Below are 24903 nucleotides of genomic sequence, written 5' to 3' on the forward strand. Positions count from 1 at the left end.
ATTCTGGTTGCCTTTGAGCGTGGCGGAAAACCCTTCCGGACGGAAGACTATGAAGCCTATAAAGGTACAAAACAGAAGACGGCATACGAACTTAGTGCGCAGTTTGGCATGACCAAAGACGTTTTGGACGCCATGGGGATATGCCATCTCGACCGTGAAGGCTATGAAGCGGATGATATTGTTGGGACGGTTGCCAAGTTAGCTTCGGAAAATGGTGTACAGAGTTATTTGTTGACGGGGGATCGCGATTACTTTCAATTGGTGGATGAGAACACGACGGTTTTATTCACCAAAAAAGGCATTTCCGAGTTGGAAGAAGTGGACATCGCATGGATACAAGAAAAGTACGGTTTGCTTCCGCGTGATTTAATCGAAGTGAAGGGGTTGCAGGGAGATTCTTCAGACAATATTCCGGGCGTTGACGGCATTGGAGAAAAAACAGCTCTCAAGTTGATCCGCACGTATGGCACAATTGAAGAAATTTATGCGCATCTGGATGACCTGAAAGGCAAGATGAAGCAGAATTTGGAAGAGGGAGAAGCACAGGCTTATTTAAGCCGTCGGTTGGGTACGATTTTTCGGGACGTACCGTTGGAGATGACGTTAGAGGATTTTCTTCCTCAATCGGTTGATACCGAAAAACTCCTGGATCGCTTTGAACGTTTGGAGTTTCATTCTTTCGTCGATCGACTGGATAAAAAGAGCGCGACAACAAAAACGCCGACGACACAAGCCGAATGGATCGATTCTACAGCTTGGAAGACTCTTGCAAAGTCTCTATCCACGCAAGAAGAGATCGTCTTTTCTCTTGTGGCGGATGGAGAAAGATATATCCATGATCCTGTGGCGATTTGCGCCTTTCACACGCCAAACGACGAGGGGAAACTCTTACGCTTATCCGGAAAAGAAGAGACTTTTCGCCTCTGTTTTCAGTCTCTGTTTTCCTCATCCACAATTCGCTTCCTTGCGTATGACGTGAAAGAGAGTATGGTTTTGCTGTCGCGCTTGGGCATTTCTTTTTCGGCTGCGTATGATGATGTCATGCTCATGGAGTATCTTGTTGACCCCAACCGGTCAAGTTATACGATAGATCAGCTGGCTTCACGACTTCATTTGGGACATTTGGCATCCCAAAAAGAGCTTCTCGGTTCAGGAAAGAGCAAGACGACGATTTCTTCTACGGATCCCGATGCGGCTGCGACGTATTTTAGTGTCGCATTAAAAACGGTCAGGGAAGCTAAGCCGGTGTTGAAGAAGGAAATTGAACGGCTTTCGATGCAAAAACTATATGAAGAGATTGAAAATCCGCTTGCTGCCGTGCTGGCGCGCATGGAGATTGCCGGCATTGCTGTGGATGAAAAAATGCTGGATGCATTGGATGCGGAGTTTTCGTCAGCGCTTTCCAAAGCGGAAAGGCGTGTTTTTAACGCTGCCGGTGAAGAATTTAACTTGCAGTCGCCCAAGCAGTTGGGAGAAGTGCTGTTTGAAAAGATGCACCTTCCGCATGGGAAAAAGACGAAGACGGGATATTCTACCAGTGCGGAGGTACTGGAAAAACTACGAGACGTGGATCCTGTTATTCCTGCCATTTTAGAGGTGCGGAAACTGTCTAAGTTGAAATCGACATACATTGACGGTTTGCGACCCCATATTACGGAAGAAGGGCGTATTCATTCCACGTTCCGCCAAAATGTGGCAGCAACAGGGCGCATTTCTTCCACCGAACCGAATTTGCAGAATATTCCTGTTCGCACAGAGGAAGGGCGGAAATTGCGTGCGGTCTTTGTTGCCGCGCCGGGTTTTACCCTTGTGGATGCCGACTATTCACAGATTGAACTACGCATTTTAGCTTCACTCAGCGGAGACGAAACGATGATTGACGCATTTCGTCATGGTTTTGACATTCACCGAAAAACAGCGGCGGAGGTAAACCATATTGCGCCGGAAGAGGTAACGCCTTTGCAACGTTCCTACGCTAAGGCGGTGAATTTCGGCATTATTTACGGCATCAGTGACTACGGTCTTTCCCGTGATTTGAATATTCCTCGTCAGGAAGCAGCAGAGTACATCGCTTCGTATAAAAACACGTATCCGCAAATTCGTTCGTATATGGAATATATCGTGGAAAAGGCAAAGAAAGACGGCTATGTGGACACCTATTACGGACGTCGTCGGGAGATTCCGGAACTACAGAGTCGTAATTTCAACGTGCGCGGTTTCGGTGAGCGTATCGCTCTTAATACTCCTATTCAAGGCACAGCAGCCGACATGATCAAATTGGCGATGATTCGCGTGGATCGCGGCTTGCGCGAAGGAAATTATCGTTCACGCCTCGTTCTGCAGATTCATGATGAACTCATTATTGAGGCACCGGAAGACGAAGCGGAAGAGGTCGGAAAGCGTGTGGTGCAATGGATGCAGGAGATAAGCGACTTTTCCGTTCCTATCGTAGCGGATATGAATCGGGGAAAAAGTTGGCTGGACGCGAAGTAGGACTTTTTTCAGACAGTAAAACCCCAAAAAGAGTCACGAAAGAATAGCAAACGACATAGTCGGTATGCCACGCATGTATAAAGGTGTGTTTCTCCCCGCATTTTTCGATTACAATAGAGAAAAAGAAAGGCGAATCATGGAGAACGAAAATCGTGTGCGTCGTATTGGCATTACCGGAGGCATAGCCTGCGGAAAGTCCGCTGTTACCGATATGCTTCGCAAAATGGGCTTTACGGTTCTGGATGCGGATGTCCTTTATCATCAGCTTATCGGGAAAGGGGGAACGCTTTTACGTTCACTTGTTGACTATTTCGGCACGAGCATTCTTACCGCGGAGGGAACGCTGGATCGTAAGAAACTCGGCGAGTATATTTTTGCACGGGAGAGTGAACGCAAAAAACTGGATCAGCTTACGCACCCGGCGGTGTATCATGCGTTGGAACATCTTGCGCAAAAAACGATCCAGCAATGGATAAGAACGGATCTGTTCGAGAAAGAGGAAGAAAGCGATATGCGCCGATTGCTCTTTTTTGATGTTCCGCTTCTTATCGAATCGCTTGCGGAAGCGCGCTGTTTATGTCTGGACAGTATTTGGTTGGTCACGGCGCCGGATGAAGAGCGGAAAAGACGGTTGATGATGCGTGACGGTCTGTCTCGCAAGGCGGCGGAACAACGCATATCTGCGCAGATGAGCGAGGAAGAAAAACGAAAGAAGGCGAGTGTCATTTTGAATAATGATGCCGATTTGGTAAAGTTAAAGAAGATTGTAGAAGAGGCTGTTCGAGGAGAATTATATGCGTAAAGCGAAAACCGGAGTAAAAGCGGTAAGACATTTCTTTCGTAATGTGTTCATTATTCTATTTGTGTTGATTGTGCTGGCACTATGCGCTACCACTTTCTTTTTTTACCGCGGAAGCGCGAACTATGTGGTGAAGTATGGCACAGAAATCACAGAAGCAGCAGAAAAAGAAGGATTAAGCCCTTATCTTGTGGCCGGCATCGTTAAGTCGGAGAGTGATTTTCAGGCGGATATTGTTGCCGAAGACGGCGGCGTTGGACTCATGCAACTTATGCCGGAGACGGTGGATTGGGTATGCCAGCGTCTTGAGTTGGATAAAGAAATGATTGATTTGAAGGATCCCAAGACCAATTTACAGATAGGAACCCACTACCTGTCGTATTTAATTAGTCGCTATCAAAGCGAGCATTTAGCGATTGTGGCATATAACACGGGCATGACCAACGTTGATAAATGGTTAAAAGACGGAACAATCACGTGGGCATTGGAAACCATGCAGAATGTCCCGTACGACGTCCCCAGACGGTATGTGCATCGCGTAGACAAGGCGCAAAACATCTATGCCAAAATGTATCGGGGCGGTTTACCGGAGGATACAACAAGCGAAAACAAAGTGCTTTTCGCTTTCAAGAATATGTGGCGGACGATGGGAGCTTTTGCTGCACAGTATTGATCCTAAGATATAAGTAGGAATCGTCTACACAGTGGTTTGACAAGAAAAGCAAGTGCCCCTATAATATAGGGGTCACGTTTGCAGAAGTGGTGGAATAGGCAGACACGCCATCTTGAGGGGGTGGTGAGCATAGCTTGTGTGGGTTCGAATCCCATCTTCTGCATGATAACGGTCTGAGTGATCAGACCGTTCTTTTTTTGCTTTTCGTCCGGGGAAGCCCTCACAAAGCCTACACATTTCTTTGTGAACGGTGTAACAAGGTCGGGAGGTGTGGTAGAATAGTCATGTTTAGGGTGCAGTCGTTTTCCGTAGATGGAGGGGAGAACGATTCCTCATAACGGTTAAGTACAGTTTGAGAGGAGTAGTTTATGCAATTAAACAACCTGACGTTCCGTGGAGGGGTGCATTTTGAAGATTACAAAGCGCTTTCCAACGGAGCCGAACTTCAGGTCATGCCTGCTCCCGATGTGATTACTTTACCGATGTCCCAGCATATTGGCGCACCGGCAAAGCCCATCGTGAAGAAAGGCGACCATGTTGATGTGGGACAGAAAATTGCGGAAGCGGGCGGCTTTGTTTCGGCTGTCGTACATTCCAGCGTTTCGGGGGAAGTGCAGGACATCATCGATTATGTCAAACCGGACGGATCGAAAGTTTCGGCCATTGTCATTGCCAATGATCACCAAGATACGCTCGGTTATACGCCTGTCGATCGCAGTAAAGACGACCTGACGCCGGAACAGATCGTTGAATATGTCAAAGAAGCCGGTATCGTTGGCATGGGTGGCGCGGGTTTCCCGACGCATGTCAAGTACATGCCGCCAAAGGATATGACCATCGACACAATTATTATCAATGGTGCCGAATGTGAGCCGTATCTGACCAGCGACGACATGCTCATGCGCATGCACCCGGAGAAGGTGGTTGCCGGTTTGAAATTAATTATCAAAGCTACCGGTGCTAAAAAAGGCTACATAGCAATCGAACAAAATAAGCCGAAGGCCATTGAGGCGGTGGTGGCTGCTTTGGGCGAAGAAGAAAATCTTGCCGTGGCAACCATGAAGACAAAATATCCGCAGGGCGATGAAAAGAATCTCATTGCTGCGGTTACGGGACGGCACATTCCAGCCGGACAACTTCCGGCCAGTGTGGGCTGCGTGGTCTCCAACGCTGCGACTACCTGTGCGGTTGTGGATGCCGTTTACTACGGAAAGCCGCTCTATGAGCGTATTGTTACCGTGACCGGTCATGCCATCAAAGCGCCAAAGAATATTCTTCTGCGTTTTGGAACATCTATTCGCGATGCTGTGGAATTTAGCGGTGGCTACGCAGAGCAGCCCGGCAAGATTATCTGTGGCGGTCCTATGATGGGCGTGGCTATGGCTTCGGACGATGTTGCGCTGGACAAGCGCAATAACGGAATCTTAGTGATGACGGTCGAAGAAAGTCTTCCCAAAGCGATTGATCCTTGTATTCGCTGCGGACGTTGTGTCGAAGCGTGTCCAATGCATCTTGAGCCGCTCATGCTTGCCAACGATGTGCGTATTGGCAACTACGATTCGGCGCGTGATTACTATATTAAGCAATGTATTGAGTGTGGAACCTGCGTATACAGTTGTCCGTCTCATCGTCCGCTTTTGCAATGGATTCGTTTCGGAAAAGCGGAAATCGCAGCAATGGATAGAAAGTAGGAGGGACTATGGAAACTACTTCGCAAATTCAGGTGAAGGATCAGTTGCTTCATGTTGCCGCTTCTCCCCATGTGACCACGGGCGAGACGATGCAGCGCATGATGTTTGATGTTCTTATCGCCTTAATTCCGTCCATCGTGGTATCAGGCGTGGTTTTCGGTTTACAAGCCATTCTTCTCATTGCCGTTTGCGTTTGCGCGACGGTCGGTGCAGAAGCGGTATTTCAAAAACTGCGCAAACAGCCCATTACCGTTTCGGACGGTTCAGCCATGATTACCGGTGTTTTATTAGCATTTAACTTGCCCGCAACCTATCCGCTTTGGAAGGCGGCGATTGGTGGCGTTTTTGCCATTGTGATTGCCAAACAGTTTTTTGGCGGTCTTGGCCGTAACTTTGTTAACCCCGCCTTGGCAGGACGTGCTTTCTTGATGTCTGCGTGGGCGAAGGATTTTTCCCAAACGCCGTATCCGTTTGGGGCTGTTCCGGCAGGCGTAGATTCCGTAACAGCCGCTACACCGCTTTCGGGCGGACCGGTTCCTGCTTTATGGGATATGTTTGTAGGCAATATGCCCGGTATGCTCGGTGAAGTGAGTGCGCTGGCCATTCTTATCGGTGCAGCGTATCTTCTCTGGCGAGGCGTGATTCGTCTGCGCATTCCGTGTGGCATGATTGGATCGTTCATCGTGTTTACCTCGGTGTTCGGCATGATTAACGGCACATTTTCACCGGCGAATATTCCTACGGAGGTATTGAGCGGCGGTTTGATGCTCGGCGCATTCTTTATGGCGACGGATTATGCCACTACTCCGATGACGGGTCGCGGTCAGTTGATTTTTGCCATCGGTGCAGGTTTCCTTACGGCGTTGATTCGCCATTTCGGGACGCTTCCCGAAGGTGTTTCCTACGCGATTTTGCTGATGAACGTAGCTACTCCGCTGATCGATAAATACGTTAAGAACCAGCCGTTTGGAGGTGTGTCGCGATGAATAAATCCATAATGTATGCGATCAAACTATTCGTGATTTGCGCTGTAGCGACCTTTGTACTCGCCGTAACCAATTCCGCCACAGCACCGGTCATTGAAGACGCACAAAAGCAAAAAGAATTACAAGCATTTACGGAAGTTTTCCCGGGATTGGAAGAAACGAAACCTGTCGAAGACACCAGTGTTCTCACTGAGAATATCGTTGCGGTCAATGAAGCGATTATCGGCGGAAAGACAGAAGGGTATCTCTATTCCGTCAGCTCGCCGGTTGGTTACGATGGACCGATTACCTTTGTTGTAGGGGCTAAAACAGATGGCACGGTTACGGGATTGAAAGTAATCAATCAGACAGAAACCACGGGCTTTGGTGCCGGCGTCGCTAAACCGGAATATGCTGCCGGAATGCAGGGCGTCACGCTGAATCAGCCGTTAAAAGCAGAAGGAAATGGTGGACAGCCTGATGTTATGCCAGCAATTAGTGGCGCAACTCGCACAACAACCGCCATGGAAAAGGCAATGAACATGGTAGTGGAAGCCCACGCAAAACTGGCAGGTTCGTCTGTCCAGTCCATGCAAAAGTAGGAGGGATAGTATGGATAAATTAAAAGAAGGTGTATTTTCCAACAATCCAGTCCTGATTCAGCTGATTGGATTCTGTTCGGTTCTGGCGGTTTCCTCGACGGTTTTGGGCGCCATCGGTATGTCCTTGTCGTTCATGTTCGTCTTGGTTCTTTCCAACATCGTGATTTCACTCTTGCGCAATTTCATTCCGAATGAAATTCGTATTCCGGCATTTATTGTCGTTATCGCCAGTTTCGTTACAATTCTGCAAATGTGTCTGCAAGCCTATTTTGAAGAGATTTACGATTTGTTGGGAATTTTCCTTCCGCTGATCGTGGTTAACTGCATTATTCTCGGTCGCGCTGAGGCGTTCGCATCAAAGAATGGCGTATTCGCTTCCGCTATCGATGGTATCGTGAACGGTATCGGCTATGCGTTTGTTATTATCACGGTTGCGGTGGTACGCGAGCTTTTTGGAGCCGGTACGCTTCTTGGTGCGCGGATTATTCCCGAAACGGCAACTATTCCGTTTCTGCAGCAGCCGGCTTCTTCTTTCATGCTGCTTGGCATTTTCCTTGCTGTGATGAACCAAATTAATCTCGCAAAAGAGCGAAAAGCCAAGGCAGAGGAAGAAAAAGCCTTAGCGGATTCATCTTCGCCGGCGATAGCGGAATAAGGAGGAGAACATGGGCTTTTTTCAAATCATTTTTTTGACTATTTTTGTCAACAACTACGTTCTTGCTCAGTTCCTCGGCATTTGTCCGAGCATCGGTGTTTCCAGTAAAGTTGAAACTTCCATGGGCATGAGTGCAGCGGTTACCTTCGTTATCACATTGGCTTCGGTAATTACCTGGGTTTTGGATCGCCTTATTCTGCAGCCAAACTTTGTGTATTTACGCACTGTTGCCTTTATTCTTGTCATTGCCGCCTTGGTGCAAATCGTCGAAATGTTTCTCAAAAAGTCGGCACCGAGCCTCTACAATGCGCTGGGCATCTATCTTCCGCTCATTACCACGAACTGTGTGGTGCTTGGCGTTGCCATTTTGAACGTGCAAAGCGATTATACCTTGCTGCAAACCGTAGCGAGTGCGCTTGGTGCTTCCATCGGTTTTGCCTTGGCACTCATTTTGCTGGCCGCCATTCGTGAGCAGTTAACGCGCATGGAAAATATTCCGGAATGCTTCCGGGGCGTGCCTGCTGCCTTGACGACGCTTGGCTTGATGTCTATGGCATTTGCCGGATTTGCCGGCATGTTCCAGTAAGAAACGGAAAGAAGGTAGTCATGGATTTTACTCAAGTATTTCCGCCCGTTGCGATCATGTCCATTCTGGGCGGTGCATTTGCTCTGCTGATTGGCGTTGTCAGTAAGTTGACCCATATTGACGTTGACCCGCGCATTACGCAGATTCGAGAAGCTCTTCCGGGAGCAAACTGCGGCGCTTGCGGGTATCCCGGCTGTGATGGCTGCGCTGTGGCTATGGCAGAAGGAAAGGCTTCGCTTAGTGCGTGTGTGGTCGGCGGTGCCGAAGTGACCGAAAAAGTGGCGGCGATTATGGGTTCCTCTGCCGAAACCGGTCAGCAGTATGTGGCAAGCGTAAAATGTCAAGGCGATTGTACGCATACAAAAGAACTCTTTGCTTATCATGGCATTCAAGATTGTCGTATTATGGCAAAGCAGCGCGGTGGCGGTAAGTCCTGCTTATATGGCTGTCTTGGCTGTGGCACGTGCCAATCGGTTTGCGCCTTCGGTGCCATCCGCATGATAAACGGTGTTGCGGTGATTAATCAGGAGAAATGTACGCAATGTATGCAGTGCATGAGCGTTTGCCCGAAGCATATTATTGAACTTGTTCCGTATCATGCAGTCGCGCAGGTCAAGTGTCATAATCCGGAATTTGGCAAAGACGTAAAGAATGCTTGTACGATTGGTTGTATCGGCTGCGGTATCTGTGCAAAATTGGCCCCGGAGGAGTTTGCGCTGGATGGAAAGCTGGCACATGCTACGTACCATGATGGATATGATGTCGAAAAGGCACAGGCCGCTGCAGCAAAATGCCCGGCGAAGTGCATCGTTGTCGATTCTGATGGAGATGTCAATGCCAAAGGCAAAACGGCAGAAGAGAAGGAAGCGGCACTCGCTTAGGAAAAGGAGAAATTATGCAGGAAAAGGAAGCGTATATTCGCACCCGATTGCAGGCGGATTTTGAAGCACAGTTTGGCGACGCGCGCGACGTGCGCTTCTTTTTCGCGCCAAGCCGGATTAATATAATTGGAGAGCATATCGATTACAACGGAGGAGCGGTTTTTCCCTGTGCACTGACCATTGGTACGTATGCATTGGCAAGACCGAATGACCTTAACGTATTACGTTTATATTCAGTTAACATGGAAAATCGGCAGGATATTTCCTTACCGCTTCCCGCGTATGAAGCGAAACGAGAATGGGCGAATTATCCTATTGGCGTAGCCAAAGCGCTTGAGAAAGAAGGTGTCTCGTCAAAAGGGATGGACGTCGTCGTTTATGGCAATATTCCAAACGGATCGGGGTTAAGCTCCTCTGCCAGTCTGGAACTGCTTTTCGGTGTATTGTATTCCGCATTCTGGAGTGAAAGACCCATTCCCACGCTTACATTGGTCGAAGCGGGCGTTTGGTGCGAAAATGACTTTTTCGGTCTGCATACGGGCATTATGGATCAGTACGTCATCGGTTTTGGCAAAGCCGGTCACGCGATGGTTCTGGACACCGCGAATAAAACGCATACCTATGTACCACTTTCCCTGGAAGAAAAAGAGGCGGTTCTCATCGTATTAAACACCGGACATCGCCGCGAGCTAAAGGATTCCAAGTACAATGAACGACGCGCAGAATGTGATGAAGCGCTGGAGCAGTTAAACGCGGTACTGACGAAGGAAGGAAGAGAGACAAAAGCGTTTCTTTGTGCGTTTACGGCAGAGGATCTGCCTCTTCTTGCACACTTGGATTCGGAGGTGCTTCGTCGTCGCGTCCATCACGTGATAACGGAGAACCAGCGTGTAAAAGATGCCGTTTCTGCGTTGCAGACGGGTGATCTGGATCTTGTTGGAGATGTACTGAAAGCCGGTCATGCTTCTATGCGCGATGATTACGAAGCCAGCGGTCCACACCTGGATGCGATCGTCGATGCGGCCAATCACGCAGAAGGGTGTTATGGTGCGCGCATGACGGGTGCTGGATTCGGCGGCTGTGCCATTGCACTGGTAAAGAAGGAAGCCGTGAATGCGTTTTCGGCTGCGGTGAAAAAAGCATATCAGGACAAGATGGGTATTGTACCGGAACTGATTGTGTCTACCGCTGGAGACGGTGCGGGCGAACGGCGATAATGCCGAAAAAATACCATTCCTTTTGTACACTTGCTTTTTTGAAGAAAGAGAGGCGTTCTCGCCTCTCTTTTTTTGCTCATCGTACAGAAATGGGATGCGGCGGTACAGCATTCTCTGTTCGAAAATTGACCCTATATGATAAACTAAGGCTCGGTAAGGGGGCAGCATGAAAAAACGATGGACAACACGCGCAGATCGCCTGCTCATCTTGTTTTTGACGTTGGCGAGCAGCATCGCGTTAGCAATACTGTTTTTCGGTCGAACCGAATCGAAACAGACCATCCATGTCAGCATTCAGGTGGACGGAAAAGAGATTGATCATTTTTCACTTGCAGAAGCGGAAGGGCGAACCATGCGTTACAAAACCTCTTACGGCTGCAATGTGGTAAAAATCGAGCAAGGAAAGATTTCTGTATTTGAAGCGGATTGTCCGGACAAACTGTGTGTGCATCAGGGACGCATTTCTCGACCGGGACAGATTCTTGTTTGTTTGCCGAATCGTTTTTTAGTGGAGCTAAGGGGAGGAGCGGAGGACGCGTCCGATGTGGACGCCTATCTCCAGTAGATCATGCAGAAAAGACGCATTTCGACGAAAAAGATTGTTTTTTTATCGCTTCTGACAGCCATGGCACTCGTCATCTCACTTTTTGAACAGATGATGCCGCTTCCCATCGGTGTTCCTGGTGCGAAATTAGGTCTGTCGAATTTAGTGATATTAACGACTATCGTGGTGTACGGCTCAAAAGAAGGAATAGCAGTGGCGGCATTAAAATCGGTTTTACTTTTGCTTCTTACCGGTTCGGTCACCGGCTTTTGGTATTCAATGGCCGGTGCACTTTTTTCCTCTGTGGTCATGAGCCTTGCCGTGCGCTTTCTTATGCCACCGTTTAGTTTGATCGGCGTAAGTGAATGGGGTGCGTTGGCACACAATATTGGCCAACTTTGTGTAGCAAGCGTTATGCTGCAAAACAGCGCTATTTTCGTCTATTTGCCTATTATGACACTTGCCGGATTATTTACGGGCTTTTTTGTCGGTCTTTCGGCAAACGTGTTATCCCCCTCTCTTCGAAGGGCGGTTTACGGACAACGTGAAGGGAGAATCCATGACCAACAGAAAGCAAGAGAAGATATCAAATAGAATAGTTGTTTCCCAAAGAACGACACACCTTCATCGGATGCTGGACGTCGAAAAGAAGAAAGAGAATAGACAAGAAGGCGACTTTTTAGGCATAAAAGATATGCCCGAAGTAGATCGCCCGATGGAAAAACTGATTCGCCTTGGAGTAAAAGCACTTTCCGATGAAGAACTGGCAGCTATTTTGATTGGCACGGGAACGAAACGAAAAAGTGCGTTGGAGCTTGCCACTTCTCTTCTGCGGCAGGGGCAGCCGAAAGCGGCACTCCTGCAGACGACGGCGGAAGAATTGATGCGTTTTGAAGGCGTTGGAAGAACGAAAGCGTGCCGTATCCTTGCCGGCGTTCAGTTAGGAAAACGGCTGAGTGAAGAGCAGGCGTTTTTTTCGATCACGCTTTCTAATCCCCAATCCATTGCGAATTATTTTCAAACCTATTATGCCGATGAACAACGGGAACATTTTTGCATCATTTTAGTCAATGCAAAGTTAAAGCCTGTCCGAACCGTATTGATTTCTATCGGCTCGCTAACCCAGGCACGCGTGCACCCCCGTGAGGTGTTTCAGCCTGCTGTTCGTGTAGGTTGTGCCGGCATTGTACTCTCTCATAATCATCCCAGCGGCGATCCGGAACCTTCTCCACAGGATATTGCGATTACAAGACGTTTGGTGGAATGCGGAAAACTGTTGGGAATTGAAGTTTATGATCACGTGATTGTCGGAAAAGCACATTACGTCAGTTTGCGTGAACGGCATCTCATGTGACGTTTTCATTGAGCGAACCGGGCTTGACGTGATAGAATAACGGGACAGACATAAGTACACAGAAAATACAGGAGTATGGGGTGGATTATTTTCGTTTTACCGCGCCGGATATCGCTCTGGACCTCGGTTCCGCGTATGCCAGGGCAATGCGCTTGGACAATCACCAAATGGTGGAAGAACCAAGCGTGGTCGCGCTGGACTATAAAAAAATGCAGATGATGGCGGTGGGCGAAGAAGCAAAAGCCCTTTTAGGAAAATCGCCGGATAACCTTATCGCAATTTGCCCGCTTCAGCATGGTGTTATTGCCGATTACGATTTGACCCGTGCCATGGTGGAACATTATTTGCGTAGGCTTTTGCCGGGCATTTCGCTTGTTGCTCCGTGCATAGGTGTTTCCTATCCGTCCGGTGCAACCGATGTCGATCGAAAAGCGTTGGAAGATGCATGTCTACAGGCAGGAGCGCGTCGTGTGATTTTGGTGGAGGAATCTCTTGCCTGTGCGTATGGTACAAAACGCATTCACCATGCCACAAAAGGGGCATTAATGGTCAACTTGGGTGCCGGAACAAGCGAAATCGCGGTAGTGAACAGCTATGGCGTAATCGTTGCAGAAACGATGAAACGCGGCGGAAAAGATTTGGATCAGGATATTCTGCATTTTATTCGTGAAAAGTATAGCTTGATGATTGGGGAGAGCACGGCAGAAAAGCTAAAAACCACGATCGGCACGTTGCGCGAAGATCGGCAAAACGATGCCATGGAAGTTTCCGGGCGTGATTTGGTGACGGGAATGCCGAAAAATATTGATGTATACGCATCCGACATAACACAGGCTATCTTGCCGTTTATTCGTATTCTACTGGATCGCATACATTTTACGTTGGAAAAAACGCCGCCGGAATTAGCGGCGGACGTTATGGAACACGGTATCATGCTTAGCGGCGGCGGCGCGCAGCTGGATGGCTTATGCGACTACGTTATGCAGGAGATGCACGTCCCTTCCCTGCTTTCTCCGCATCCGGAAAAAGATATTCTCTTTGGATGCCGCTTTGTGATGGATAACAAAGAAGAAATGATGGGAAAAGGAGCGCGTCATGATTCGCACCGATAAAGCGAAAAAGCGTCGTCCCTTTTGGATTACGGTTGCTATTTTGGTGTTGCTGATTCTATTTTCGCACCGCAATCCCGAAACCGGTCGCCTTCCTTCCAATCTGTTCAATATGGTTCTTTCTCCGGTTAATCGGCTGTTTTATTCGGCTTCCCGTTCTCTTCAGGATGTTTATGATCATCTTTTTGGTCCTAAAGCAACGCGAGCAGAATTGGATCGCCTTACCTTGGAAAACCAGGCATTAAAAGATGAAGTCCGCACTATGCGCAATGTGATTGCCGATGCGCCCTATTTGAAAGAGGAATATGCTTTACAACATGCGGCGGAACACATGGTGATACCAGCAGAAGTAACCATGTCGGATCCTTCTCCGACTTTTGTGCGCTTTACCATTAACAAAGGAACAAAAGACGGCGTACAGGAGGGAGATATTGTTGTACAGGGCGTACAAAATGCATCGAAAAACGTCGTTTCCGGATTAATCGGACAAGTTACCGAGGCGGGGCTTAATTATGCGAAAGTATCCACGATTTTGGATCAGTCGCATAACATTTCCATTCTGTTTCCGTCCAGTAAAAAGTACGGAATTATCAACAATCGTGATGCCGAACGTTTTTATGGTTATCTTTTGGATGCCCAGACGGATGTTCCGGTGGGTGAAGAAATTGTCACCAGCGGTGTAGGCGGTCGTTATCCGCGTGGTTTATATCTTGGCGTAGTAAGCGAAGTGAAATTAGCTGAAGATGGCTTGACGAAGACGGTCAGCATAACCCCGGCCGTGGATTTTTCTAAACTCTATCGTGTTTTAGTCGTACCGAAGAATCGTCTTGCAGAGCAGGAAGCAAACGAGTCGGAATCCACGGTACAATCATCGGAAACAGATAGCGCAGATAAAGGAGGTTCAGGTGAATAAATGGCGTTATACGATTAGCCTGATCGTGGTTATCATTCTACAGACCGCCGTCGTTTCCAACTGGACGTTTTTTGGCATTTCTCCTGCGTTAAGTCTGGTCTATCTTGTTGCCCTATCCTTTCTTTATGGACCACTGTGGGGTGGATATACCGGACTGGCGATCGGTCTTATCGAAGATATGATGTTTTCACAGGTGTTAGGAATACGTGCGTTGCTTTTCTTTATTGCGACCACGGCTGTAGGTAAGGCACTTTACCATAATGAGCACAATCTTGCTACGGGAACGCTCGCGACGGCGTTAGTATCGCTTTTTGTGTTGGCGGGACAGTGGGGCATTCTATTCTTGTTACGTATGCCATTGCCGGCGATGTATCTCATCGGCAAGCCCGTGCTATTTTATGCCCTGTTTAACGCTTTGTTATTTACACCGGTGATGCTATTGCTGAAACGTTTGATGAGACCCGAAAGCATTCGTCCCTTCGGTCGCCTATAGAAGCAGCAGGAGAACGTTATGAAAAAGCATTTTTCTTTGCGCTGGGGAATAATCCTCGCCGCAATGCTGGCTCTTATCGGCCTTTTATTATGGCGGTTATACGATCTGACCATTGTGCAAGGTGATCATTATCGTCAGCTCGCCCAAACGCGCCGAACAAAAGAAATACAGATTGCCGCTCCTCGCGGCAACATTTACGATCGCAATGGCGTCCTCTTGGCCGGCAGCCGTTCGTCTTTTGCTGTGCAGGGATTTAAAGATGAATTAATGCATCTGAAGACACCGGAACGAAATGAAGTATTGGCGCGTCTTTTGCGCTACATCGAACGTGATGGTGCCGAATATGGGGAAAACTTTCCCTTACAGCTTAACCAGATTGTTTATGCATCCGATGCGGATTATTTGAAGGAAAAAGAAACACCGCAGGAAAAAGTGCAGCGTCTGCTTATTGAGCATCATCTTTTGGATAAGTGGCTGCAAATGGTTTATCGTACGCCGCTGGATCGTGAATTTCGCGTTTCTCCGGCAGCTCGTGCGCTTACCGCATTTTCTTTGAAAGGAAGTGCGATTCCTGTAAGTGCCGATCCGGATGCCAATTTTGCCCTTTCCTGGATTCCGGGGAAAGCGTATGAAGAGTTAAAGAAAACCAAGGCGATTCATGAGAATACGACCGCTTTGGCATATTTGACCCAGCGACTGACCGAAAACAAAAATCTGTTGGCACATGTGTTGCAACATCCCGCAGCTCGGAAGTTAGCGTATGAGCTGCTTCAAAAAGAAAATCGCATCGATAATTTGCGTTTACGGGAATGCGATTACACCTACGTGGAAAATTTTCGCCAAAAAAAAGCAGCATTTCATCAGGCGTTTTCCGGCATTACGCTGACTTCAACGGCGCAGGAAGATTTTGTGACCATCGTAAAAAACGCCGCTTTAGACCGCTTCTTAACCTCTATTTCTGTAGGGGAAGATAACCGCTTTACCATTCCTGCGGAAGGACTGCTGAATCAACTGGCAAACAAAGGGGTTGATACCAACCTGAAATATACTATTTCCGCAGATGCGCGTACCGTCTCTGTGGAGTTTGTACGCCCCGATGGAATGGAGGGGACAGCGCTTGATCGTTTGAAGAAACTGGGCGAAGAGCAACACTTGTTAGATGGCGTTATTACGGATGAAAACTATAAGTATTTAGCAGAAGAGGCAATGTTTGGCGAAGGCTTTTATCCGGGGATTGCGTTGAAAACTTGGAAGTATGCGCTGGAAACCGATCAAAGCGATTTTGAAGAAAAATATGATTTGCAAAAAGCGAGTCCGGACGAAGCCTTTCGCCGATTAATCGAGGAGTACGGGATTGTCCCGACGATGGATCCTTTGTTGCAACAGGGCATTATGCTCATCACAAATCGCGTAGGCAAATCCGACAACTATGCCTTTTGGCCCGTGAATATCTGCTATGAGCTTTCGGAATCTACGGTAGCCAAGATCGAAGAGAATATCTCGGCCGCACAGGGCATTATGGTGTCGCAACAAGCCATCCGTTATTACCCGTTTGGCGAGTCGGCATCGCATATTTTGGGCTATATCGGTAAAATTGCGACGGATGAGGAAATTCAGACGTATGTTAAAGAACAAAATTATCTTCCGAATGAATTTATCGGAAAGACCGGCGTAGAACAGAGTTTTGAAAGCACTTTACACGGCACGAGCGGAAAAGAAACGGTATTGGTGGATTCTTTTGGCAATCGCACAGAAATACTCGATCGTCAAGAGCCAAAAGCGGGGAATAATGTTTACCTTACCGTGGACATTCGATTACAGCAGCAGTCCGAAGAATCGTTGAAAAAGGGAATACTTTCCGTTCGTCATGGCCTATCGTATTACAGCAAATGGGGAACGAATCGGTCACATTATTCTCCTACCGCCAACAGCGCCGCCAGTGTATCGGTGGATCCCAACAATGGTGCTTTGCTGGCCATGGCATCCTATCCTATGTTTGATCCCAATCTTTTTGTCACAGGCATTTCCAGTTCTGATTGGGAAATGTACCAATCGGCAACGCGTTTGGACACCAACGCACCGCGTCCCCTCTTAAATCTTGCGACGCAGGCAGCTGTGCAGCCGGGGTCTACTTTTAAGACGGTTGTATCGCTGGCGGCTCTGGAAAAAGGGCTGAATCCAGAGATGCAGATCTATGACTACGGCTATGTCAAAATAGGCGATAGACAGTTTAATAACTTGCTCTATACGCTCACCGGAGGCTCCGACGGTATGATCAATATGTATGATGCTATCGGAAAATCCAACAACTACTATTTTTATATTCTTGGTCTTGGACGCATTCCGGCTACGGGAGAAGATCTTGGTGTTCAGGTCACGGTGGACGATATTGAGAAGACAGCCAAAAACATGGGATTGGATCATTCCTCCGGTTTGGAAATCAATCAGCCGGCGGAAGTGCGCAATTCCATTCCCAGTCGATCCGCTAAGATGAGCCTCATCAAATCGTTGCTCAATGGCTTTTTGGAGCGGAATCTCAAGCGTTATGAAAAGCCCGGTGAGAAGAAAGGGAATACGGTTATTGCCCAGGATATACAGACCATTCTCAAGTGGTCGGAAAAGGGAGAAGAGTACACGCGCGCTCAGCTCATTACCGATTTGGAAGACTTGGGTTACTACGCCGAACGTCCTTTAGACAATGAGCGGGACGGGCTCGCGGACTTATTAAAATACACGTATTTTAACCAAACAAACTGGACTGTGGCAGATACGATGAATGCCGTCATCGGGCAAGGGCAAAATGCCTATACGCCGATTTCCATGTGTACGGTAGCCTCCATTTTTGCCAATGGGGGAACCGATTACGACTTTACCTTGGTTAAGGAAATTCGCAGCCCGGACAACAAAACCGTTCTCTATAACCAGACGCCACGTGGGCGACAAGTCCCGATGGAGGAAAACTATTTTCAAGAGGTGCGTGAGGGAATGCGGCGTTCGGCGGAGGATAACCGTACTGAGTTTAACGGTCTGAATTTTACCGTGGGCAGTAAAACGGGAACGGCGGAACGTGCCGGAAAAGATCCGCGAACGGGCGGAGAGTATGCACCGTATGCATGGGATATTTGTTTTGCTCCGTATCAACAACCCAAAATTGCGACAGTCGTGTTTATGCCGGATGGATATACCAGTCTAAACGTGGTGCCTATTGCTCGGGATATTCTGGCATCTTATTTGGACGCACCGGCTTCACAGGAAGAATCTTTATCTCCTTACGAAGGATTGACCACGTATGATCCTCCAAAACCGGCATCCTCCGATGAGGGGGCGTCTTCGCAGGAAGTCCCCACACACGATTGATGTCGAAAAATTGGACACTTCGCTCATCTTCCGCTATAATTGTTCGGTAATACCGCTCTAAAAAGGTAAATGTAAATGTTCCGCGAAGGAACTGCCTTTCAGGCGATGCAAAAGGTAAGGAGAATGATATGTACGCAGTTTTGGAAACCGGTGGCAAACAATTCCGGGTGCAGGTTGGCGACCAGATCAAGGTCGAAAAGATTACCGCTGAAGTTGGCGAATCCATTGCTTTGGATAAGGTGCTGATGTTGGGCGGCGATTCCCTCAAGGTGGGCAAACCCTATGTTGAAGGTGCCGGCGTTAAGGCTACCGTTTTGGCGCAGGGGAAAGAGAAAAAGATCTTGGTTGGAAAATTCCGTCCTAAGTCGGGATACCGTCGCACGCGCGGTCATCGTCAACCGTATACGCTTTTGAAAATTGAGGCGATCAACGCCTGATGATTCGCGTCGAGTTCTGCGCGAGTAAGACGGATTCGTCAAGGCTCATCGGCTTTATGATGACGGGACATGCCGATTACGGTGAAGCACAGCATGATTTGTTATGCGCCACGGTTTCGGGCATCGTTACGGCGCTCATCAATACTTTGACAGAAGCGACCGATTTCGGTAAAAACGTCCGAGTCCGCTATGCCGAAGGAGATGTTGCCGTAGCTATCGAAGAGCCGCTCACCGAAGAACAACAGAAAATCAGTCAAGTCTTGTTGAACGGGTTTCGTCTCAACATGCAAGAATTACAGAAAGAGTATCCGGGTCATATCAACGTAAGCGATCGGAGGTTATGATGTTTGCTTTTCAGTTACAACTTTTCTCAAGTAAAAAAGGAGTCTCCAGCTCCAAAAACGGCCGTGACTCCAATGCCAAGCGTTTGGGCGTAAAGCGTCATGATGGTGTTGTTGTTAAGGCAGGTAATATCATTGTTCGTCAGCGGGGGACAAAATTCCATCCCGGTCTGAACGTGATGCGTGGTGGGGACGATACCCTCTTTGCCGTATCGGACGGCGTAGTTCGTTTTGAACGCAAAGGCAAGGATAAAAAACAGGTGAGCGTTTATCCCGTAGAAGCTCTGGCATAAGCTTGCCGGAGGCGGAACGCAATGATTCCTACTGCACCTCGTTCGGCCGCAGGCCGTTCGAGGTGTTTTTCTTTGGAGGAGATATGTTTATCGATCAGGTGACCATTGAAGTTCGCGCAGGGCATGGCGGCGACGGAGCCATTTCATGGCGCAGAGAAAAATATGTTCCCGACGGCGGTCCGGATGGCGGAGACGGCGGTCGAGGAGGATCCATTATTTTGGAAGCCGATAAGGATGTCAATACACTGTTGGATTTCAAATATCATCCCATCTATAAAGCGCCCTCCGGAGAACCGGGACGCGGTCAGCAACAATTTGGGAAAGCAGGAGAAGACCTCATCCTGAAAGTGCCGGTCGGAACGGTGGTGCGTGAAGCGGAAAGTGGACTCGCCATTGCGGATCTTCGGGAAGACGCTCAGCGTTTTGTCGTGGTTAAAGGCGGCTTAGGCGGAAAGGGGAATGTGCATTTCAAAAGTTCCATCCGACAGGCACCTCGTTTTGCCAAACCGGGCGGCATGGGGCAACAGCTCAAAATTGTTTTAGAAGTAAAACTGATTGCGGATGTCGGTTTGGTCGGTCTTCCTAACGTGGGAAAAAGCACGATACTTTCGATTCTGACCCGGGCGAAACCTAAAATTGCCAATTATCACTTCACCACCATTGAACCAAATTTGGGCGTTGTGGACATGGGGGAAGGGCGATCCTTTATCATGGCGGATATCCCCGGTCTCATTGAAGGCGCTCATGCCGGAGCAGGCTTGGGGCACGATTTTTTGCGTCATATCGAACGTACACGTGTTATAGCCCATGTGCTGGATATGTCCAGCAGTGAGGGGCGCGATCCGATACAGGACTTTGATCTGATTCAGCAGGAGCTTCTTGCGTATCACGAAGCGCTGCCGAAAAAACTGCGCATCATAGTGGCGAATAAAATGGATTTGCCCGGCGCAGACGAACAGTTGGCGCGTTTTTGTCGGGAAATGGAAAGACGTGGCGTTTCCGTACGCAAAGCGGAGGAAAAGCCCCAACCTTCTGCGGATCCGTGGCAAGAAGAAATAACGAATGCAGTCATCGTAGTGCCCCTATCTGCCGCTACCACGAAGGGAATGGATGTTCTTCGGCGCTCTCTCTGGCAGGAAGTAAGCGACGTTCCCAAAACGCTTCTTGCGTGTGAGGACGAGATGGTCCCTGTCGAACGATTTTTTCGACGTGACAATGCCGTTACCGTTCGTCGTGAGGGACATACCATTATCGTTCAAGGAGAGCCGGTTGCGAATTTGGCAAAGAAACTCATTATTACCGATGGTGCATCCATTCAGTTTTTTGAACGCTCTCTTGAGCAAATGGGCGTAATGGATCGCGTTCGGGCGTTGAATCCGGATGAAGAGGATGTCATCAACATCGAAGGTTTTGAGTTTGACTGGCTATAGTGCAGAAGAGGAATCGGATGACCACAAGAGACAAATTGCTGACCTATTTTGAAACCCATCGCGGAACGTATTATTCCGGACAGCAGCTGGCGGAGAATTTAGGCGTTTCGCGCACCGCTATTTGGAAAGGCGTACAATCCCTTCGAGAAGAAGGTTATGCGATCACCGCTGTCACGAACCGAGGCTATTGTCTGTCGGAAAACACAGATATTCTATCCGCACAGGGGATTCGCAAATATCTATCGAATTCGTCCATGGTCGATTTGACGGTGCTGCCGGTTGTAACCTCGACGAATTTGCTCCTCAAGGAAAAGGCGGATGCCGGTGCTAAACAGGGAACCTGTGTCATTGCCGGAAAACAAACACAAGGACGAGGAAGGCGCGAGCGATCTTTTTATTCTCCGGCGGATACCGGTGTATATCTCAGCCTGTTGCTTCGTCCAAAAGACCGGCTGTTGTCGCAAACGGTCAACATCACTACGATGGCGGCAGTCGCCATGTGCGAAGCCATCGAAAAGGTGAGTGAAAAAAGAACGTCCATTAAGTGGGTAAACGACGTGTTTCTCGACGACAAAAAAGTTTGCGGAATCTTAACGGAAGCGTCGTTGAACATGGAAAACGGCAATGTTTCCTATGCTGTATTGGGCGTTGGTGTGAATGTTTATTTTCCGGAAGAGGGGTTTCCCGAAGAGGTCAAAGAGGTGGCGACAGCTATATTTTCCTCTCCGCAAAAAGATGCTAAGAACCGCTTGGCAGCCGCTTTTTTGGAACGTTTTTTCGCTTATTATCAACAGGAAGATGACCATCAGTATGTTGCAGAATATCGCCGCCGCTGTTTTGTTCTCGGTAAAGCCATTCAGGTTTGGCGTGGAGAGACCAAGACCGAGGCGTATGCGATAGATATTGACAATGGCTGTCATCTTCTTGTGCGCTATGCTGATGGAAGAGAAGAGCTGCTTTCCTCCGGAGAAGTCAGCGTGCGGATGGACAAAAAAAACGGATAACTTTTGCTGAAAAAAAGCATCGCTTATCTTATCGAGAAGAGAGGTTAGCATTTCGGACAAGTTGTCCTATTCAAATACCCCCTAAAAGAGACTTTTAGGGGGTGTTTTACGAAAGGTGTATTCTTTTCTTTCATTATATCGTTTGGGAACGATTCGTCTTTAACATTACGTCGTGTGCGCCACCTTCAATGATGGAGGTGGAGGAGACGAGCGTCAGCTTTGCTTTTTCGTGCAGCTCGGCAATGGAAAGCGCTCCGCAATTGCACATGGTTGCTTTCACTTTGTGCAGAGAAATGCCCACATTGTCTTTAAGAGAACCGGCATAGGGCACGTAAGAATCCACGCCTTCCTCAAACTGTAATCGAGCTTCGCCGCCCAAATCGTAGCGTTGCCAGTTGCGTGCGCGTGCGCTGCCTTCGCCCCAGTATTCTTTCATCGAAGACCCATTCACGGTGACTTTTGCCGTGGGGGATTCATCAAAGCGGGCAAAATAACGTCCCAACATGACGAAGTCCGCTCCCATGGCAAGAGCTAATGTGATGTGATAGTCATATACGATTCCACCGTCCGAGCAGATGGGCACATAGATGCCTGTCTCTTTATAGTATGCATCGCGTGCGCGAGCAACATCCATCACGGCAGTTGCCTGCCCACGACCAATACCTTTGGTTTCGCGTGTGATACAGATGGAACCGCCGCCGATACCGATTTTTACAAAGTCTGCTCCACACTCGGCTAAGTAACGGAATCCTTCGCCGTCCACCACATTTCCTGCGCCAACTTTTACCGTGTCGCCATAACGATCACGAATCCAGTCAATGGTGTTTTTTTGCCATTCACTGAATCCTTCGCTGGAATCAATGCAAAGCACGTCTGCACCGGCTTCCACGAGAAGCGGAACACGCGTCGCATAGTCGCGGGTATTGATTCCGGCGCCGACTTTCAGACGCTTTTTCGCATCCAACAACTCTTGGGGATTTTCCTTGTGGCTGTCGTAATCCTTGCGGAAAACAAAGTAAAGAAGGCGTTGATGGTCATCGACAATGGGCAAAGCATTCAGTTTTTTCTCCCAGATAACATCATTCGCTTCTTTTAGGGTCATTCCTTCTTTACCGAAGACTAAATCGGAAAAAGGAGTCATAAATTCACGAACGGCTGTTGTGGGATCCATGCGTGAAACGCGATAGTCTCGGCTGGTGACAATGCCCAACAGTTTTCCATGCTGTGTTCCATCTTCCGTTACCGCCATGGTGGAATGACCACTTTTATTTTTAAGACGCAAAACATCTTCTAATGTATCGTCCGGGGAAATGTTGGCATCACTGGGGACGAATCCGGCTTTATAGCCCTTGACATTGGCGACCATCGCCGCTTGCCTTTCAGGGGATTGAGATCCGTAAATAAAAGAAAGACCGCCTTCACGCGCTAAGGCGATGGCAAGCGTATCGTTGGAGACCGATTGCATAATAGAGGAAACCATTGGAATACTCAGTGTATGTTCCGGCGTATCGCCACGTCGAAAACGAACCAGTGGGGTCGATAAATTCACATTTTCTACGCGGCATTCGCTGGATGAATAACCGGGAATCAATAGATACTCGCTAAATGTGCGCGAGGGTTCTTTCAGATAAATCGCCATATCTCCTCCTATACTGTTTTTTGGGATACATTTTTATGCTATTGGTTCGATTATACTCTTTTTTTCTTTCTGCTGCCCGTTCTTTAGGAGAAGCGGTTTCGAGTATCATTTGGAGGAATACGATAGAGCAAAAGGAATGCCATACGATTGAGGAGAAAAACCGTAAAACGGGTTGTTGGGAAAGAAGCAATAAAAGAAAAAGAAGGAAGGGAAGCTTATGGATATTGCTGTTTTGGGAGCGGGCACATGGGGCAGTGCGCTCGCGCGCTTGCTGACAAAGAACGGGCATGTGGTTACGTTGTGGTCGGCGTTTCCGGAAGAACTGACAGCCATAGCGAAAACACATCGACACCCACACTTGGGAGAGGCAGAAATGCCGGAGGCGCTTCGCATTTGTGCCAACCTAAAGGAAACGGTTTACGAGAAGAATATGGTCGTCTTTGCCGTGCCTTCTCCGTATGTGCGTTTGACAGCTGAAAAGGCAGCCCCGTATCTTTCCTCCGGACAGATTTTGGTGAATGTAGCGAAAGGTATTGAAAACACAACCGGTTTATTGTTGAGTGACGTGATACAGGATGTTCTTACCAAACAACGATCTGGCGAATCATTTGCTCTCGTCGCTTTGTCCGGTCCGACTCATGCGGAAGAGGTGGCACAGGATTTGCCTTCTGCCATTGTCTCCGCCAGTAAAGAGGAATTTGCGGCCCAGTGCGTCCAAGATGCATTTATGAATGAGCAATTTCGTGTCTATACGAATCGAGATATTCACGGCGTGGAGCTTTGCGGAGCGCTAAAGAATGTGATCGCTCTCGCTGCCGGTATCTCTGACGGTTTGGGATTTGGAGACAACGCCAAAGCGGCTATTATTACACGAGGAATGGCGGAAATGACACGCTTGGGACTTGCTATGGGGTGTCTTCCGGAAACTTTTGCCGGGCTTGCCGGATACGGTGATTTGATTGTTACTGCGACGTCGGTACATAGCCGCAACCATCGCTGCGGAGAATTCATTGGTCAAGGGCTTTCTCCCAAACAGGCGGTTCGCGAGGTGGGACAGGTGGTAGAAGGCATAAATGCGCTGCCTGCGGCAAGGTCATTGGCTGCGCGGTATGATGTGGACATGCCGATAGTGGATGCGGTGAATGCTATTCTTTGTGGCGTGGATGTGCGCTCTACGGTTTTTTCGCTGATGACACGTGAGAAAAAAACAGAATTCCGTTCGATTAGTGTATAATCTATCTGTTGTGATTTTTGCGAGGAGAGATTTCCTCTCGACAGTGCAATACGTCTTTAGATAGAAATAACCGACAGGGTTTTGGGAGTAACAATATGAGTAAATTCAAAAAAATAGTCGTTTTTCTTGGTGTAATGATCTATGTTTGCTTCAGCGCTGTTTTCTTCATTCACCATTTTTTACCGTTAAAGGA

At 48.3% G+C, this 24903-nt stretch carries 24 protein-coding genes and 1 tRNA gene; 24 read left to right on the forward strand and 1 reads right to left on the reverse strand.

Annotation, left to right across the window (positions count from 1 at the left end; translation table 11 throughout):
* The 23 genes from polA to RDL68_RS03205 all read left to right on the forward strand — a co-directional run.
* On the forward strand, positions 1 to 2493 hold a 2493-nt coding region (gene polA, locus RDL68_RS03095; protein ID WP_308540211.1), incomplete at its 5' end, for a DNA polymerase I.
* Positions 2494 to 2629: 136 nt separating this feature from the next.
* Positions 2630 to 3295, forward strand: coding sequence for a dephospho-CoA kinase (coaE, locus tag RDL68_RS03100; RefSeq protein ID WP_308540212.1), 666 nt, complete (start codon positions 2630 to 2632; stop codon positions 3293 to 3295).
* Positions 3288 to 3965, forward strand: coding sequence for a lytic transglycosylase domain-containing protein (locus RDL68_RS03105; RefSeq protein WP_308540213.1), 678 nt, complete (start codon positions 3288 to 3290; stop codon positions 3963 to 3965). The genes coaE and RDL68_RS03105 overlap by 8 nt, the downstream gene beginning before the upstream one ends.
* An 80-nt stretch (positions 3966 to 4045) precedes the next feature.
* Positions 4046 to 4128 (forward strand) — tRNA-Leu (locus RDL68_RS03110).
* A 205-nt stretch (positions 4129 to 4333) separates the two neighbouring features.
* On the forward strand, positions 4334 to 5656 hold the full coding sequence (gene rsxC / locus RDL68_RS03115) for an electron transport complex subunit RsxC (RefSeq protein WP_308540214.1): 1323 nt from the start codon (positions 4334 to 4336) through the stop codon (positions 5654 to 5656).
* An 8-nt stretch (positions 5657 to 5664) separates the two neighbouring features.
* Positions 5665 to 6642: an RnfABCDGE type electron transport complex subunit D gene (locus tag RDL68_RS03120; RefSeq protein WP_308540215.1), complete on the forward strand. Its 978-nt coding sequence runs from the start codon at positions 5665 to 5667 to the stop codon at positions 6640 to 6642.
* Entirely contained in the window at positions 6639 to 7223 is a 585-nt protein-coding gene (locus tag RDL68_RS03125; protein WP_308540216.1) for an FMN-binding protein, read from the forward strand. Before RDL68_RS03120 ends, RDL68_RS03125 begins: the two co-directional genes overlap by 4 nt.
* Before the next feature lie 10 nt (positions 7224 to 7233).
* Positions 7234 to 7878: an electron transport complex subunit RsxE gene (gene rsxE, locus RDL68_RS03130; RefSeq protein ID WP_308540217.1), complete on the forward strand. Its 645-nt coding sequence runs from the start codon at positions 7234 to 7236 to the stop codon at positions 7876 to 7878.
* Between the two features lie 10 nt (positions 7879 to 7888).
* A complete protein-coding gene (locus RDL68_RS03135; protein WP_308540218.1) occupies positions 7889 to 8464 on the forward strand; it encodes an RnfABCDGE type electron transport complex subunit A in 576 nt (191 codons plus the stop codon).
* Between the two features lie 20 nt (positions 8465 to 8484).
* On the forward strand, positions 8485 to 9345 hold the full coding sequence (locus RDL68_RS03140; protein ID WP_308540219.1) for an RnfABCDGE type electron transport complex subunit B: 861 nt from the start codon (positions 8485 to 8487) through the stop codon (positions 9343 to 9345).
* 14 nt (positions 9346 to 9359) lie between these two features.
* On the forward strand, positions 9360 to 10562 hold the full coding sequence (locus RDL68_RS03145) for a galactokinase (protein WP_308540220.1): 1203 nt from the start codon (positions 9360 to 9362) through the stop codon (positions 10560 to 10562).
* Positions 10563 to 10728: 166 nt separating this feature from the next.
* A complete protein-coding gene (locus tag RDL68_RS03150; RefSeq protein WP_308540221.1) occupies positions 10729 to 11127 on the forward strand; it encodes a NusG domain II-containing protein in 399 nt (132 codons plus the stop codon).
* Positions 11128 to 11187: 60 nt separating this feature from the next.
* Complete coding sequence (locus RDL68_RS03155) at positions 11188 to 11700, forward strand: Gx transporter family protein (protein WP_308540222.1); 513 nt, start codon at positions 11188 to 11190, stop codon at positions 11698 to 11700.
* 37 nt (positions 11701 to 11737) lie between these two features.
* Entirely contained in the window at positions 11738 to 12460 is a 723-nt protein-coding gene (gene radC / locus RDL68_RS03160) for a DNA repair protein RadC (RefSeq protein ID WP_308540223.1), read from the forward strand.
* 80 nt (positions 12461 to 12540) lie between these two features.
* Positions 12541 to 13572: a rod shape-determining protein gene (locus RDL68_RS03165; RefSeq protein WP_308540224.1), complete on the forward strand. Its 1032-nt coding sequence runs from the start codon at positions 12541 to 12543 to the stop codon at positions 13570 to 13572.
* Positions 13556 to 14482, forward strand: coding sequence for a rod shape-determining protein MreC (gene mreC, locus RDL68_RS03170; RefSeq protein WP_308540225.1), 927 nt, complete (start codon positions 13556 to 13558; stop codon positions 14480 to 14482). The genes RDL68_RS03165 and mreC overlap by 17 nt, the downstream gene beginning before the upstream one ends.
* A complete protein-coding gene (gene mreD / locus RDL68_RS03175) occupies positions 14475 to 14975 on the forward strand; it encodes a rod shape-determining protein MreD (protein ID WP_308540226.1) in 501 nt (166 codons plus the stop codon). The genes mreC and mreD overlap by 8 nt, the downstream gene beginning before the upstream one ends.
* 18 nt (positions 14976 to 14993) lie before the next feature.
* Positions 14994 to 18332 carry a penicillin-binding transpeptidase domain-containing protein gene (locus tag RDL68_RS03180; RefSeq protein ID WP_308540227.1) on the forward strand — a complete coding sequence of 1113 codons (3339 nt, stop codon included), beginning with the start codon at positions 14994 to 14996 and terminating at the stop codon, positions 18330 to 18332.
* A gap of 128 nt (positions 18333 to 18460) precedes the next feature.
* Positions 18461 to 18769 carry a 50S ribosomal protein L21 gene (gene rplU / locus RDL68_RS03185; RefSeq protein ID WP_308540228.1) on the forward strand — a complete coding sequence of 103 codons (309 nt, stop codon included), beginning with the start codon at positions 18461 to 18463 and terminating at the stop codon, positions 18767 to 18769.
* Positions 18769 to 19113, forward strand: a complete 345-nt coding sequence (locus tag RDL68_RS03190) for a ribosomal-processing cysteine protease Prp (protein ID WP_308540229.1) — start codon at positions 18769 to 18771, stop codon at positions 19111 to 19113. The genes rplU and RDL68_RS03190 overlap by 1 nt, the downstream gene beginning before the upstream one ends.
* Positions 19113 to 19403, forward strand: a complete 291-nt coding sequence (gene rpmA / locus RDL68_RS03195) for a 50S ribosomal protein L27 (RefSeq protein WP_308540230.1) — start codon at positions 19113 to 19115, stop codon at positions 19401 to 19403. The genes RDL68_RS03190 and rpmA overlap by 1 nt, the downstream gene beginning before the upstream one ends.
* An 83-nt stretch (positions 19404 to 19486) precedes the next feature.
* Positions 19487 to 20833, forward strand: a complete 1347-nt coding sequence (obgE, locus tag RDL68_RS03200) for a GTPase ObgE (RefSeq protein ID WP_308540231.1) — start codon at positions 19487 to 19489, stop codon at positions 20831 to 20833.
* 17 nt (positions 20834 to 20850) lie between these two features.
* Entirely contained in the window at positions 20851 to 21837 is a 987-nt protein-coding gene (locus RDL68_RS03205) for a biotin--[acetyl-CoA-carboxylase] ligase (RefSeq protein ID WP_308540232.1), read from the forward strand.
* A 133-nt stretch (positions 21838 to 21970) separates the two neighbouring features.
* Here the strand turns inward: RDL68_RS03205 and RDL68_RS03210 are convergent, their stop codons facing one another.
* Complete coding sequence (locus RDL68_RS03210) at positions 21971 to 23476, reverse strand: IMP dehydrogenase (protein ID WP_308540233.1); 1506 nt, start codon at positions 23474 to 23476, stop codon at positions 21971 to 21973.
* A gap of 217 nt (positions 23477 to 23693) precedes the next feature.
* Between RDL68_RS03210 and RDL68_RS03215 the strand changes: the two genes are divergently transcribed.
* Positions 23694 to 24710 carry an NAD(P)H-dependent glycerol-3-phosphate dehydrogenase gene (locus tag RDL68_RS03215; RefSeq protein WP_308540234.1) on the forward strand — a complete coding sequence of 339 codons (1017 nt, stop codon included), beginning with the start codon at positions 23694 to 23696 and terminating at the stop codon, positions 24708 to 24710.
* The last annotated feature ends 193 nt before the right edge of the window (positions 24711 to 24903 follow it).

The sequence above is a fragment of the uncultured Murdochiella sp. genome, from assembly GCF_902488755.1.
In the GTDB taxonomy this organism is placed as follows: Bacteria; Bacillota; Clostridia; order Tissierellales; family Peptoniphilaceae; genus Murdochiella.

Bases quoted from the DNA above. Each gene is read 5' to 3' on its own strand.
- RDL68_RS03105 (WP_308540213.1), top strand. From the start codon at position 3,288: ATGCGTAAAGCGAAAACCGGAGTAAAAGCGGTAAGACATTTCTTTCGT.
- obgE (WP_308540231.1), top strand. From the start codon at position 19,487: ATGTTTATCGATCAGGTGACCATTGAAGTTCGCGCAGGGCATGGCGGC.
- radC (WP_308540223.1), top strand. From the start codon at position 11,738: ATGCTGGACGTCGAAAAGAAGAAAGAGAATAGACAAGAAGGCGACTTT.
- rpmA (WP_308540230.1), top strand. From the start codon at position 19,113: ATGTTTGCTTTTCAGTTACAACTTTTCTCAAGTAAAAAAGGAGTCTCC.
- rplU (WP_308540228.1), top strand. From the start codon at position 18,461: ATGTACGCAGTTTTGGAAACCGGTGGCAAACAATTCCGGGTGCAGGTT.
- coaE (WP_308540212.1), top strand. From the start codon at position 2,630: ATGGAGAACGAAAATCGTGTGCGTCGTATTGGCATTACCGGAGGCATA.
- RDL68_RS03125 (WP_308540216.1), top strand. From the start codon at position 6,639: ATGAATAAATCCATAATGTATGCGATCAAACTATTCGTGATTTGCGCT.
- RDL68_RS03150 (WP_308540221.1), top strand. From the start codon at position 10,729: ATGAAAAAACGATGGACAACACGCGCAGATCGCCTGCTCATCTTGTTT.
- RDL68_RS03135 (WP_308540218.1), top strand. From the start codon at position 7,889: ATGGGCTTTTTTCAAATCATTTTTTTGACTATTTTTGTCAACAACTAC.
- mreC (WP_308540225.1), top strand. From the start codon at position 13,556: ATGATTCGCACCGATAAAGCGAAAAAGCGTCGTCCCTTTTGGATTACG.
- RDL68_RS03145 (WP_308540220.1), top strand. From the start codon at position 9,360: ATGCAGGAAAAGGAAGCGTATATTCGCACCCGATTGCAGGCGGATTTT.
- RDL68_RS03205 (WP_308540232.1), top strand. From the start codon at position 20,851: ATGACCACAAGAGACAAATTGCTGACCTATTTTGAAACCCATCGCGGA.
- RDL68_RS03180 (WP_308540227.1), top strand. From the start codon at position 14,994: ATGAAAAAGCATTTTTCTTTGCGCTGGGGAATAATCCTCGCCGCAATG.
- RDL68_RS03140 (WP_308540219.1), top strand. From the start codon at position 8,485: ATGGATTTTACTCAAGTATTTCCGCCCGTTGCGATCATGTCCATTCTG.
- RDL68_RS03215 (WP_308540234.1), top strand. From the start codon at position 23,694: ATGGATATTGCTGTTTTGGGAGCGGGCACATGGGGCAGTGCGCTCGCG.
- RDL68_RS03190 (WP_308540229.1), top strand. From the start codon at position 18,769: ATGATTCGCGTCGAGTTCTGCGCGAGTAAGACGGATTCGTCAAGGCTC.
- rsxE (WP_308540217.1), top strand. From the start codon at position 7,234: ATGGATAAATTAAAAGAAGGTGTATTTTCCAACAATCCAGTCCTGATT.
- RDL68_RS03120 (WP_308540215.1), top strand. From the start codon at position 5,665: ATGGAAACTACTTCGCAAATTCAGGTGAAGGATCAGTTGCTTCATGTT.
- rsxC (WP_308540214.1), top strand. From the start codon at position 4,334: ATGCAATTAAACAACCTGACGTTCCGTGGAGGGGTGCATTTTGAAGAT.
- RDL68_RS03210 (WP_308540233.1), bottom strand. From the start codon at position 23,476: ATGGCGATTTATCTGAAAGAACCCTCGCGCACATTTAGCGAGTATCTA.
- RDL68_RS03155 (WP_308540222.1), top strand. From the start codon at position 11,188: ATGGCACTCGTCATCTCACTTTTTGAACAGATGATGCCGCTTCCCATC.